The sequence below is a fragment of the Maribacter spongiicola genome, from assembly GCF_004364165.1.
Lineage (GTDB): Bacteria > Bacteroidota > Bacteroidia > Flavobacteriales > Flavobacteriaceae > Maribacter > Maribacter spongiicola.
Genome location: NZ_SOAY01000011.1, coordinates 40,072 through 52,889, shown reverse-complemented (window position 1 = coordinate 52,889; position 12,818 = coordinate 40,072). Strand labels below are relative to the sequence as shown.

At 36.3% G+C, this 12,818-nt stretch carries 11 protein-coding genes; 3 read left to right on the top strand and 8 right to left on the bottom strand.

Translation table 11 applies throughout. The features are described from left to right. Nucleotide 1: 1 nt before the first annotated feature. Nucleotides 2-1,447 carry an aminoacyl-histidine dipeptidase gene (locus CLV90_RS08530; protein ID WP_133687098.1) on the bottom strand — a complete coding sequence of 482 codons (1,446 nt, stop codon included), beginning with the start codon at nt 1,445-1,447 and terminating at the stop codon, nt 2-4. 68 nt (nt 1,448-1,515) lie between these two features. On the opposite strand from CLV90_RS08530, the gene CLV90_RS08525 reads away from it, so the two are divergent. The 3 genes from CLV90_RS08525 (at nt 1,516) to CLV90_RS08515 (ending at nt 7,043) form a co-directional block, all read left to right on the top strand. Further along, complete coding sequence (locus CLV90_RS08525) at nt 1,516-2,583, top strand: DUF3810 domain-containing protein (protein WP_133687097.1); 1,068 nt, start codon at nt 1,516-1,518, stop codon at nt 2,581-2,583. Nucleotides 2,584-2,757: 174 nt separating this feature from the next. Continuing rightward, the gene (locus CLV90_RS08520) at nt 2,758-5,712 is read left to right on the top strand and encodes an amidohydrolase family protein (RefSeq protein WP_133687096.1); all 2,955 of its coding nucleotides are present in this window, start codon (nt 2,758-2,760) and stop codon (nt 5,710-5,712) included. Nucleotides 5,713-5,750: 38 nt separating this feature from the next. Beyond that, nucleotides 5,751-7,043, top strand: a complete 1,293-nt coding sequence (locus tag CLV90_RS08515) for an amidohydrolase family protein (protein ID WP_133687095.1) — start codon at nt 5,751-5,753, stop codon at nt 7,041-7,043. Nucleotides 7,044-7,119: 76 nt separating this feature from the next. Here CLV90_RS08515 and CLV90_RS08510 read toward each other — a convergent pair whose 3' ends face one another. The 7 genes from CLV90_RS08510 to moaA form a co-directional block, all read right to left on the bottom strand. Beyond that, nucleotides 7,120-7,527 carry a hypothetical protein gene (locus CLV90_RS08510; protein ID WP_133687094.1) on the bottom strand — a complete coding sequence of 136 codons (408 nt, stop codon included), beginning with the start codon at nt 7,525-7,527 and terminating at the stop codon, nt 7,120-7,122. Nucleotides 7,528-7,548: 21 nt separating this feature from the next. Continuing rightward, nucleotides 7,549-8,739 (bottom strand): molybdopterin molybdotransferase MoeA, encoded by a 1,191-nt coding sequence (locus CLV90_RS08505; protein WP_133687093.1) that lies wholly within the window; start codon nt 8,737-8,739, stop codon nt 7,549-7,551. A 66-nt stretch (nt 8,740-8,805) separates the two neighbouring features. Then, nucleotides 8,806-9,582, bottom strand: a complete 777-nt coding sequence (locus CLV90_RS08500) for a sulfite exporter TauE/SafE family protein (RefSeq protein ID WP_133687092.1) — start codon at nt 9,580-9,582, stop codon at nt 8,806-8,808. Beyond that, nucleotides 9,566-10,639, bottom strand: a complete 1,074-nt coding sequence (locus CLV90_RS08495; RefSeq protein WP_133687091.1) for a HesA/MoeB/ThiF family protein — start codon at nt 10,637-10,639, stop codon at nt 9,566-9,568. The genes CLV90_RS08500 and CLV90_RS08495 overlap by 17 nt, the downstream gene beginning before the upstream one ends. Beyond that, nucleotides 10,636-11,229, bottom strand: coding sequence for an NTP transferase domain-containing protein (locus CLV90_RS08490; protein WP_091903895.1), 594 nt, complete (start codon nt 11,227-11,229; stop codon nt 10,636-10,638). Before CLV90_RS08490 ends, CLV90_RS08495 begins: the two co-directional genes overlap by 4 nt. After that, nucleotides 11,213-11,686 (bottom strand): cyclic pyranopterin monophosphate synthase MoaC, encoded by a 474-nt coding sequence (moaC, locus tag CLV90_RS08485; RefSeq protein WP_027066409.1) that lies wholly within the window; start codon nt 11,684-11,686, stop codon nt 11,213-11,215. Before moaC ends, CLV90_RS08490 begins: the two co-directional genes overlap by 17 nt. Then, nucleotides 11,686-12,669, bottom strand: coding sequence for a GTP 3',8-cyclase MoaA (gene moaA, locus CLV90_RS08480; protein WP_133687090.1), 984 nt, complete (start codon nt 12,667-12,669; stop codon nt 11,686-11,688). The genes moaC and moaA overlap by 1 nt, the downstream gene beginning before the upstream one ends. Between the last annotated feature and the right edge of the window lie 149 nt (nt 12,670-12,818).

The following is a 12,818-nucleotide window of genomic DNA, read 5'->3' as shown; positions in this document are numbered from 1 at the left end:
TCTAATTTGTATTCTTCAAAATTTCTAATAGCAAACTCCAGAATTTCTGAACAGATGAAATACTTACACGCTCATCTGGTGAATGAGCTCCAAGAATAGTCGGGCCGAAACTTACCATATCAACCTCCGGATAATTCTGACCTAAAATTCCACATTCCAAACCTGCATGACATGCAACAACCCTTGGCTGCTCTTTAAACAGATTAATATATGTGTTTTTAGCAACAGTCAATATTTCAGAATTCGGATTCGGATTCCAACCAGGGTAAGAACCACTAAGTTCTACATCAAAACCACTAATCTCAAAAGCAGAACGTAAAGAATTCGCCAAATCTAACTTTGCCGTATCAACCGATGAACGCGTTAAGCAACCAATCTTTATTTCTCCTTTTTTAACCTTTACAATAGCTATATTATTCGAAGTTTCTACCAAATCATCAATAGCACCACTCATAGCATAAACTCCGTTATGTGCAGCATAAACAGCCTTAACCAATTTTTCTTGAGCACCAAGACCCATTACTTTTTTAGCTGGCTTAATATCTTCTATTTCAATTTGTAAATTAGGCTCTTGTACACTCAACTCTGCCTTAATAGCTTCAGTAAGCTTATTGACTTCCTTCAAAAACTTATCGGCATGTTTTCTGCCAACATTCAATTTACAAACACTCTCTCTTGGTATCGCATTTCTAAGACTACCACCATTCAAAGAACTAATACGAACATTATAATCAAGCCCTAAATAGAGTAATCGGTTCATAATTTTATTGGCATTACCCAAGCCTTTATGAATATCCATACCACTATGTCCGCCTTTTAAACCTTTTACGGTAATCGCTATACCGGCATCACCATGTGTACCATCTTTTTCGTTGTAGGTTCTAGTTGCCGTAACATCAATACCACCTGCACAGCCAATATCAATCTCATCATCTTCTTCCGTATCTAAATTTAAAAGAATTTGACCCTGTAGAACTCCCGCTTTCAACTCAAAAGCACCTGTCATGCCTGTTTCTTCATCAATGGTAAACAAGGCTTCAAGAGCAGGATGAGGTATATCTGTACTCTCTAAAAGTGCCATAATTGCCGCTACACCCATACCATTATCGGCACCTAATGTAGTACCGTTTGCTTTTACCCAATCTTCATCAACATACATTTCTATACCTTGGGTATCAAAATCAAATACGGTATCTGCATTTTTTTGATGCACCATATCTAAATGACTTTGCAGCGTTATCATTTTCTTAGCCTCCATACCATTGGTCGCAGGTTTTCTAATGATAACATTACCAATGGCATCAGAAAAAGTTTCTAAGCCAAGGGCATTGCCAAATTCTAACATAAAGCTAATAACCATTTCCTCTTTTTTAGATGGTCTAGGTACAGCGTTCAATTTTGAAAAATTCTTCCAAACAGCCATTGGCTCCAATTTATTAATATCCATACATTTTTTTTCACGGTTAGTGCCTACAAAAATACTGATAGAAAAAGGATTTCGCTATTTTTGAGATAATGAAGATATCTTTTAAGAATGCCATTGCAATTTCATTGATTCCCCAAATCATCATTGTAAAATGGCTAGCTACACGTACCGATATAGTTGAGGAATATTACAGTAACGGATTATACCCTGTAATTTCAAAATTCTTTAGACTCCTATTTGGGTGGGTACCTTTCTCGGTCGGTGATATCATCTATTTCGTTCTAATACTGCTCGCCCTTATTTATGTAATTAAAAACCGAAAATATATTTGGCGCCATAAACTTCAGTTTCTACAGAATATAGCTATGGTACTTTCTGTTACTTATTTCACATTTCATATCATGTGGGGTATGAATTATTATAGAGAACCGCTAGCTGAAAAATTAGCGTTAGTACCCAATAAAGACTACCAAGATTTGTTAGAATTTACAGAACGATTAATTCGCAAAACCAACGAATCTCAAATAACCATTACAAAAGACTCCAGTTTAGCCGTTAAAATTCCGTATTCTCAGAAAGAAATTTTTGATAAAACCATACAGGGTTATGATCACTTAAAAACAATCCATCCGTTTTTGGTTTATGATAGGCCTAGTATAAAAAAATCATCGTTTAGCACCGGATTAACATATATGGGCTACGCCGGATATTTAAATCCGTTTACAAACGAGGCTCAAGTAAATGACCTACTGCCCAACTTTAGATTCCCATTTGTTGCCGGCCATGAAGTGGGTCACCAATTAGGATATTCTGCCGAAAATGAAACAAACTTTATTGGCTACCTGGTAACATCTAACAATGAAGATGTATATTTTAAATACGCCGCCTATGCCTATGCTTTAGGGTATTGTTTAAATGATATAAGACGCACTGACACCGAAGACTTTAACAGATTAATGCTATTATTAAACTCTGGTGTGAAAAACAATTTTCAAGAAATGTCCATATTCTGGAATTCTTACGAAAACCCTATGGAACCTGTTTTTAAATCAATGTTCGATACTTTTCTAAAAGCTAATAATCAAACCGAGGGTATTAAAAGTTATAGTGCCGTTGTTTTATTTTTAGTTGCCTACCATAAAGATCACCCACTTTAATATAAGATTAGAACTTCGTATTCTAAAGGTTTTATCACTACTCATTTTACAATAATTTAAGAAAATAATAACGATTCGTAATAACAACCTGCCGAACTGTTAAACAAAAGTGAAAGACACCAATTTTACTGCAGAATCCGAGTATTTTTAAAACACTAATTCAAACCAAACATAATGAAAAAACTAATTTTTGCGCTATGCCTACTCGGCTATGGCTCATTCTTAACTGCACAAGATTATTTCCCAGAAAACGCAGGGGTTAAAGTCAATGAAAACAATTATACGGCTTTTACAAATGCCAAAATCTTTGTCACCCCTACACAAGTAATTGAAAAGGGAACTTTATTGATTCAACATGGCAAAGTTGTAAGTGCATCAAGTACTGTTAGCATTCCCAAAAATGCTGTTGTAATTGATTTACAAGGCAAATCTATCTACCCTTCTTTTATTGATGTGTATTCTAAATTCGGAGTAGAGCAAGCAAAGAAAAAACCGGGTAGAGGTAGATCTGCCGAGTACGAACCATCGCGTGAAGGCTATTACTGGAACGACCATATTATGCCAGAGAATAAGGCAGTCGAAAAATTCACCTATGATGACAAAGAAGCAAAAGTACTACGTGATGCAGGTTTCGGTGTCGTTAACTCTCACATTCAAGATGGTATCGCTAGAGGTACCGGTGTTCTTATCGCTTTAAACGGAAACGGGACTAATGCGAATAGAATTTTAGATGACCGTTCTGCACAGTATTTTTCATTGAGCAGAAGTATAGCTAAAGGGCAATCTTACCCTGGTTCATTAATGGGTACTTTAGCTTTATTAAGACAAATGTATAGCGACGCAGACTGGTATGCAAAAGGTAATGCGACTACGAAAGATTTGTCTTTAGAAGCATTGAACAGTAATAAAAACTTAGTTCAAATTTTCGAAGCCAAAGATAAATCTAACGATTTACGTGCCGATAAGGTCGGTGATGCTAACGGAATACAATATACTATTTTAGGTGGCGGTAATGAATTTGAACGTATTGAAGAAATAAAGGCTACCAATGCCAAATACATTCTACCGCTAAACTTCCCAGATGCATACGATGTTTCTAACCCATACGCTGTTGGTTATATTTCTTTACAGGATATGCGTTATTGGAATCAGGCACCATCCAATCCGAAAGTATTGGCGGAGAACGGAATTCAGTTTTCATTCACTACCCATGATTTAAAATCACCTGCTAATTTCAAAGAGAAGCTAATGAAAGCCATTGAATACGGACTTTCATCTACCAAAGCGCTAGAAGCTTTAACGATAGTTCCTGCTCAAATATTAGGAAAATCAAATGAAATTGGTTCTTTAAAAACAGGTGCACTTGCCAACTTCTTAATTACTTCTGGTGATGTCTTTGATAAATCTACTACGCTTTACGAAAACTGGGTTCAAGGCAAAAAGAGTGTTGTCAATTCTATGGATTCAAAAGACATTCGTGGAGATTATAGCTTAATGGTTCAAGGCAAATCGTACGATGTTTCTATAACAGGCGAAATTTCAAAACCGGCTATCGAAGTAAAGCAAGACACAACCAAATTGATTTCTAAAATTGCATACGATGACAACTGGGTTACGATGTCATTTGCGACCGATAAAGGTGAAAAAACCTATAGAATGATTGGGGCGGTTACTAAAGCATCAGATAATTTAACGGGTCGTTTGGTATTGCCAGATGGTACAGAATCTCAATTCACGGCTACTAAATCTAAATCGTTTACAGAAAAGGAAGCTGAAAAAGATGCAAAAGATGACGTGATTAAAGTAATGCCAGTGACCTTCCCTAATGTAGGATACGGATTCGCATCTAAGCCAAAGGCAACAAATACATTATTTAAAAACGCTACGGTATGGACTAGCGAAGAAGTTGGTATTTTAGAAAATACTGATGTACTGGTCAAAAACGGAAAAATTGTTAAAATTGGAAAAGATTTAAGTGCCAGTGGTGCAACCATAGTCGACGCAACCGGAAAGCACTTAACTGCAGGTATTATTGACGAACATAGCCATATTGCAGCTTTGGCGGTGAACGAAGCCGGACAAAATAGTACTGCTGAAGTAAAAATGGAAGATGTGGTTGACCCAGAACACATGGGTATTTACCACTCTCTTGCAGGTGGTGTTACATCACTTCAATTATTACATGGTTCTGCAAACCCAATTGGTGGTAGATCTGCCATATTAAAATTAAAATGGGGAGAAGAAGCAGATGGATTAATTTATGACAACTCGCCAAAGTTTATCAAATTCGCCCTTGGTGAAAATGTAAAACAAAGTAACTGGGGCAGCTTCTCTCGTTTTCCGCAAACACGTATGGGTGTAGAACAGATGTACATGAACTACTTTCAAAGAGCTAAAGAATATGACACCAAAAAGAAAAATGGCGAGCCATATAGATATGATGAAGAAATGGAAGTATTGGCAGAAATTTTAAACGGAGAGCGTTTTATTTCTTGTCACTCTTATGTACAAAGCGAAATCAATATGATGATGAAAGTAGCCGAGCATTTCGGTTTCAGAATTAATACATTCACCCACATTTTAGAAGGTTATAAAGTAGCCGATAAAATGGCAGAACACGGTGTTGGTGCTGGTACGTTCAGCGACTGGTGGGCATACAAGTTTGAAGTAAACGATGCCATACCCTACAATGCTGCAATAATGCAAAAACAAGGTGTGGTTACGGCAATTAATAGTGATGATCGCGAAATGATCAGAAGGTTAAACCAAGAAGCTGCAAAAACTATTAAGTATGGTGGTATGACAGAATTGGAAGCTTGGAAGATGGTAACTATCAACCCTGCAAAACTTTTGCATTTAGATAACCGCGTAGGCAGTATTAAAGAAGGTAAAGATGCTGATTTGGTATTATGGTCAGGCAGTCCGCTTTCAGTTTACTCTAAAGCAGAAAAAACAATGATTGATGGTGTTACCTATTTCGATTTAGAAACCGATAAGAAAAATCGTGAAACCATTAAGAAGGAAAGAAATGAATTGGTAACCATGATGCTTAAAGAAAAAAGTGGCGGAAAAAAGACACAAGGTCCGAAACAGAGTGTGAAAAAAGATTTCACTTGCGACAGTCTATAATTCCAAAAGCAATAGTTCAAAAATATAAAATAATACACATGAAAAAATTCATTACCTTAATCATAGCCCTAGGTCTTGTAATACCGACTATGGCACAACAAACACCCGGTTCTAAACAAACCGAAGCTATTACTATTGAAGGTGCCACCGCACACTTGGGTAACGGCGAAGTCATTGAAAGTTCTTTAATCATGTTCGAAGACGGCAAGATTACTTTCGTAGGCGATTCAAAATTGAAGATTGCGAGAAAAGGTAAAGTAATCGATGCAACCGGCAAACATGTATACCCAGGCTTTATTGCCCCTGCAAAAACATTAGGCTTAGTAGAAATAGATGCCGTCAGAGCATCGAATGATGAAGATGAAATAGGTGATTTTATTCCGCACGTACGAAGTTTAATCGCTTACAATGCGGAGTCTAAGGTAGTAGAAAGTATGCGTCCTAATGGGGTCTTAATCTCCCAAATCGCCCCAACAGGCGGTCGCATTTCAGGTACATCAAGCATTGTACAGTTTGATGCTTGGAATTGGGAAGATGCCGCTATTAAAGTAGATGACGGCGTTCATTTAAACTGGCCAGCAACTTTTAAAGAAGGTCGTTGGTGGGCAGGCGAAGAACCAGGGTACCAACCAAATAAAGACTATGCTAAGCAAGTGGATGAAGTAGTTACATTTTTCAAAAATGCAGCAGCTTATGGCAAATCCACTCCGAAAGAAGTGAATCCGGCTTATGCAGCAATGCAAGGGGTTTTTGATGGTAGTCAAAAATTATACGTACATGCAGACGATGAAAAACAGATTATTGATGCCATCAACACATTAAAATCTAATGGCGCTAAAGAAGTGGTTCTAATTGGTGGCTATCATGCCTACAAAATCCCAGAGTTTTTAAAGAGCAACAATATTCCTGTATTGGTTCAGTACACACACAACCTACCTGTATTTGATGATGATGATTACGACCTGCCTTATAAACTACCGAAATTGTTGGTAGATGCAGGTTTATTAGTAGGAATTCAAAATTCGGATGCTGAAAATTTTCAAACAAGAAATTTACCTTTCTACGCGGGTCAAGCTGCACAACAAGGTTTGGATAAAGAAGTAGCTGTTCAATTGTTAACAGGCAATACCGCTAAAATTTTAGGTATCGATGACCTTTATGGTACATTGGAAAATGGAAAAAGCGCTACACTTTTCATATCTGAAGGTGATGCTTTAGAAATGGCAGGCAATCAATTAACACATGTTTTTATTGATGGCAGAACAGTTTCATTAGAAACACATCAAACTGAACTTTGGAAACGCTACATGGGCAAGTACGAAGGAAAGTAATACCTTAAAATCATGATAAAAAAGAGGCTGTCTACCATTGTAGACAGCCTCTTTTTTATTTACAATTTTGTTGTATTTATTTCTTCCCGAGCATGTAACCAACATACGCCATAGGCATGTAAGCCACTATAATATCTAGAGCGGTAAACCACATTGGTCCGCCAAGCATGACAATATTTGCGGTACCACCCATCAAGAAAAAAAATCCCACTAATAATGCCATAGTCATTTTTCTGGTCGCTGCAATTTTTGTTGCTATAACTGCACCCACCAAAGTACCCAAAGCATGAGCAAGAAATGGAAAAATAAAATGCTTTGCTTCAAATAAGTGTATAGAAGCTTTTAAACCTTCCATAGTTGTATTATCTGCACCTTCCGGTGGCGGAATAATAGAACCACTGATCATAATAATTCCCATATTGACGATGCTACCAACAACAATTCCGGCTACGACCGCCAAAATATTCTTTACAACAAGATTCATATATAAAAATTTAATTGGTTACTATCTGGTCTTTATAAAAGGTATCACCTCCCCTACTTCATATTCTTCCGTTCTTGGTTCAAGGCAAATAAATCCGTCAGCCTTTGCTAAACTGGTTAAATCTCCAGAACCATTTTCAACAACAGGTGTTGCCCAAAACATACCCTCTTTTACTTCTGTACTAACCTGAATAAAACGGGTTAGCGGCCGTGTAATTTTAATGCCCCTACTTAGCTTAATATACGAATTATCTAATGGAAGTTGCCAAGAGGTCTGCAACCAAGGCAAAAAATACAGGTGATAATTGGCAAATGTAGAAACAGGATTACCAGGAAAAGAAAAAATAACTGTCTTCAATTCCGGGTGAATTCCAAACCAAAATGGCTTACCTGGTCTTTGTAACACTCTATGAAATACTTTTTCAACACCCAATGACTCCATTACTTCAGGTATAAAATCAAACTTTCCTTTTGATACTCCTCCACTTAATAAAAGGACATCATTTTCAATTAAAGCTTTCTTTAGTTCTCGCTCAATTTCTTTTTTATCATCCAACAGATGAAGAGAACTAGCTTCAATTTTAGAGTTCAATAAGGCGGACTCAATAGTCAGCATGTTAGATTTTCGTATTTGGTGTGGCTCGGGAGTTTCATTTACGGCAACCAATTCATTACCCGTAGCAATAGTGCAAATCTTCGGGTTACCCATAACCTTTACTATTGCTTTACCAACCGTAGCCATAACTCCTATTTCTGCGGGACTGATTTTTTTCCCTTTGGACAACAGAAGCGTACCCACTTTTTCATCACTACCTTGATAATGAATATTTTGACCTTTAGTCACTTTCTCATTGATAGTAACCTTACCACCATCAATAGTGATGTGTTCATACATAACCACGGTATCGCAATGTTCTGGTACTACTGCACCGGTCATTACTTCTAGACAGTTGTTTTTATCATTCAGAACTTGCTGAACCCCACCCGCAGCAGCTTCGCCTTCAATTGCAAAAGTATGACCATCATTAACAAGAGTTGAATACTGAATGGCAATGCCATCTTTGGTGGCGCGATCAAAAGGAGGAAAGTCTCGATCGGCAAAAATATCTTCTGCCAATATTCTATTTAAGCTATCTATAAGTGAAACAATCTCTATACCTAAGTCTAGAGGATGATCTAATACTTTTTGAAATGCTTCTTTAAATGTTATCATAGATTTAAAGGTAAAACTATTATAAACTTTACTCTTGAAGATTTGTAGCAATATTAATTTGAAATTTTAAAACAAGCTCAAACCATTAACCAATAATACTCGAATACCTACTACAAATACCAATAAAGCAGTAACCCTTTTAATCCCATTTGCCGAAAGTTTTTTAAGACTGATGCGAATACCTAACTGTCCGCCAAGAAGAACCGCTATAACCAAGCAAATAGTCTCTCGCCACGGTAATGACAATGAATCGCTTGTTATCAATCCAAATAATCCGGAAACCGAATTAACCAAAATAAAGAAACTGGCAAGAGCAGCTATTTTTATAGCTTTATTCCATCGTAAATGATTTAGAACGGGAGCTAAAAATATACCTCCACCGATGCCTACTAATCCTGATAACAATCCGATTCCCGCCCCTAACACATAACTTAAATAGTTAGGGTAATCTTCCACTTCTTTTTTTGATTTATCAATTTCAACCGTCTGAACAGCCAAAAACAATGCGGAAAGAATAAGTGAACACCCTAAAATTATAAAAAAAACGCTTTCTTTTAATCGGAATGTTGCGCCTATGTATGCTAACGGAATACTCGCCAAAACAAAAGGAAGAAAATCTTTTAGTTTTGCATGACTATTTTTAAAATAGAGATACGTACTACCTGAAACTACCACCAAATTACAAACCAATGCAATAGACCGGATGGCAAAAAAACTAGTCAATACAAGTGTCAATAATGCCAAATAGCTAGAGCCACCACCAAAACCTACAGAAGAATACAAGGTCGCAATGATAAAAAAACCAATGCATAAAAACACCAATTGCTCAATAGGTATCAACATAATTTTTCATCTGGTTCATACCTCCGCTTACAATGACAAAATCTTTACCTGGGAATAATTCTTGCATCTTGATAATTGCCTTTTTACTTCGTACACCAGATTGGCAAATAACATAAACCGTCGTTTCTAAATCAACCTCAGCCACTCTATTGGTGAGTTCACCTAAAGGAATATGTTTGGCTTCTTTTAAATGTTGTCTTTGAAATTCTTTTACAGTGCGCACATCAATTAGCTCAACAGCCTGTTCCATCAGAATGGTATTAAATTCTTCAGCTTTTACTGATTTCAAAGGAAGCTCACAGTCAAACTCGTAGCTAGTTGCGAGTGTTTTAATTTCATTGTTACCTGGTTGCAACTTGAACTTCATTTGTTGTGTTCGTTGAGTAAGCGTGTCAAAAATTAACAGTACGCCTGATAACACCTCTCCTATTTCTGCAATAATCTTTACTACTTCTAAAGTTTGTAGATTACCAATAATACCAGGCAAAATACCTAATACGCCATTTTCATTACAATTAGGCACCGCATCTGCCGCAGGCATGGTAGGGAACAAACAACGATATGTTGGTCCGCCTAGATAATTAAACACACTTACCTGACCTTCAAAAGCATGTAATGCCCCATATACAAATGGTTTATTCTCAATTACACAAGCATCATTAATTAAATACCTAGTTGGAAAATTATCTGTAGCATCAACAATTACATCATATTCTTTGATAATATCAAGAGCATTAGCGACAGTTAAATAGGTTTGATAAGTTTCTATTTGAGTATTAGAATTTTGACGCAACAATTGATCTTTAGCGGCTAATACTTTAGAAGTACCAACCATATCTTCCGTATACAATACCTGACGATGTAAATTAGATAAAGAAACCACATCAGCATCTACGATACCTAAAGTACCCACACCCATAGCATTTAAATAGGTTAAAACAGGAACTCCTAATCCGCCAGCACCAACCACAAGCACTTTGGCCTGGTTAAGTTTTTGCTGTCCTTCAATTCCAAAACCATTTAAATTTATTTGTCTTTGATAACGTTCTTCGTTCATAGAGCTATTTTAAGTAGCGCTTCTTCATATTCTGCTCTTGAATTGGCATTGAGCAGTACTTCTTTTTGTTTTGGAAACACCAAATTCACATCGGCATTAATCAAAAATTTCCTAGGGCAAGAACCATTGCCTGCTTCTAAATAAGCTATAGATTGCTTAAGCGCTTCTGGTTCCCAAATTGCGCAAAGTGGCTCAGGTAATGGGTTAGTTGCATCTGCAAATGCGCTAGCTATCTTCTCCGTATTTCTAGCAACGATTAATTCTTGCAGTGCCTTTTTATCCATTAACGGTAAATCGCACGCTAACACTAACCAAGCCGCTTCCGGATGTGCAATATGCGCGGATAATAAGCCATTGTATGGACCTCTAAAATCATCCTTATCAATTATGGTATTAAAAGTATTTGGAATTTCTTTCTCTTGATCTTTTCGAATACTTAGAAATGTTTGCTCGCAAACTTCGTTCAACAAATGATATAAATGTTCACGTTGTGGTAAATCATGATAAGTTATTAACCCCTTATCCTCTCCCATTCTTGTACTTTTTCCTCCAGAAAGCACTAATCCGTATAACTTAGCGTTGGAAATCATTTTTCCCTCCTGTTTTTTGTTCTAATTGAATTGCTCCTATCACGATATCTTGAGAAAGAGCTTTACACATGTCATAAATTGTTAATGCTGCTATTGAAACTCCAGTTAAAGCTTCCATCTCTACACCAGTTTTCTCATTACATTTTACAGTACATATAATTTGAAATGAATCTATACTTGGTTCAATTTCTACATTAATTTTAGACAAGTTTATTTGGTGACATAAAGGAATTAATTCTGAAGTTTTCTTTACCCCTTGTATACCGGCAATAACAGCGGTTTGTACTATACTTCCCTTTTTACCAACAAAATCTTGATCAGACAACGATTTAAATACTTCTGATGGAAATTTAATAGTTCCACTAGCAATGGCAGTGCGAACTGAAGCTACCTTTTTAGAAACATCTACCATGGTAGCATTACCCGATTCATCTATATGTGATAATTTTTTCTGCATTACCCTCCTATTGAAGTCATTGAATTACTGAATACGTCTTTATATTTTTCTTGAGCTTCAAAACCTGTTTTAGCCCTACTACCTACAGCCTTTAAAATTTGTTCTTTGATATTTTCAGTTACATCATCACCTCTCATTATATCTCTTAAATTCATACTTGCTTTAGCATATAAGCAAGTGATAACATCCCCTGTAGCCGAAATTCGTAACCGGTTACAGCTTCCGCAAAAAGTTCTGCTAAAAGATGGAATTACGCCAAAAGTCCCTTTAAAACCAGGAATTTTATAATTTAATGATGTGGATGTCTTTGGGGATTCTAATTTATAATACTCAGAATGTGTATTTCTAATGTGTTCAAGAATTGTCTTAAAATCCCATTTTATAGTTTGGAATTTTTTAGACCCGCCGTTAAAAGGCATTTCTTCAAGAAAACGCACAGATACATCATAATGCTTTGTAAGCTCTAACATCGGAATTATATCTTCTGTGTTCTGACCTTCTAATGCTATGAAATTAATACGAACATTAAAGCCTTCTGTAATTAAACGAATGATATTATTATACACCACATCATATTCATTACGTCGTGTAATACGTTCAAAAGTCTCACGATTAATAGCATCCATACTTACGTTGATATTCTTAATACCCAACTCCTTCAATTCATTAATATGCGGACCTATAAGCGTAGCATTCGTAGTAACCGATATATCATTTAGCCCTTCTAATTTGGATAAACTACGCAACAGCACCATAAGATCTTTACGAACAAAAGGTTCGCCACCCGTAATTCTTATTTTGTCAATGCCATGAGCAACTACAATTTCACTTAACCTTACCAACTCATCGATGGTAAACAATTTGTCATTTTTTGCAAAATTGATTCCCTCCTCAGGCATACAATAATTACAGCGCAGATTACAACGATCTGTAACCGCCAACCGCAGGTAATTAATTGCTCTATTATGGTTGTCTACTAACATACTTTTTAAATACAAATTCAAATACAAAAAAATACAAGTTCAAGTTCAAGAGTCAAGTTCAAACTCAAATTCAAGTTCAAACTAAAATTCAAGTTCAAACTAAAATTCAAGTTCAAAAAACAAATACAAATTCAAGTTCGAGTTCAAAT

Coding starts and splice junctions, on each gene's coding strand:
- CLV90_RS08530 (WP_133687098.1), bottom strand. CDS start 1,447: ATGGATATTAATAAATTGGAGCCAATGGCTGTTTGGAAGAATTTTTCA.
- CLV90_RS08525 (WP_133687097.1), top strand. CDS start 1,516: ATGAAGATATCTTTTAAGAATGCCATTGCAATTTCATTGATTCCCCAA.
- CLV90_RS08520 (WP_133687096.1), top strand. CDS start 2,758: ATGAAAAAACTAATTTTTGCGCTATGCCTACTCGGCTATGGCTCATTC.
- CLV90_RS08515 (WP_133687095.1), top strand. CDS start 5,751: ATGAAAAAATTCATTACCTTAATCATAGCCCTAGGTCTTGTAATACCG.
- CLV90_RS08510 (WP_133687094.1), bottom strand. CDS start 7,527: ATGAATCTTGTTGTAAAGAATATTTTGGCGGTCGTAGCCGGAATTGTT.
- CLV90_RS08505 (WP_133687093.1), bottom strand. CDS start 8,739: ATGATAACATTTAAAGAAGCATTTCAAAAAGTATTAGATCATCCTCTA.
- CLV90_RS08500 (WP_133687092.1), bottom strand. CDS start 9,582: ATGTTGATACCTATTGAGCAATTGGTGTTTTTATGCATTGGTTTTTTT.
- CLV90_RS08495 (WP_133687091.1), bottom strand. CDS start 10,639: ATGAACGAAGAACGTTATCAAAGACAAATAAATTTAAATGGTTTTGGA.
- CLV90_RS08490 (WP_091903895.1), bottom strand. CDS start 11,229: ATGATTTCCAACGCTAAGTTATACGGATTAGTGCTTTCTGGAGGAAAA.
- moaC (WP_027066409.1), bottom strand. CDS start 11,686: ATGCAGAAAAAATTATCACATATAGATGAATCGGGTAATGCTACCATG.
- moaA (WP_133687090.1), bottom strand. CDS start 12,669: ATGTTAGTAGACAACCATAATAGAGCAATTAATTACCTGCGGTTGGCG.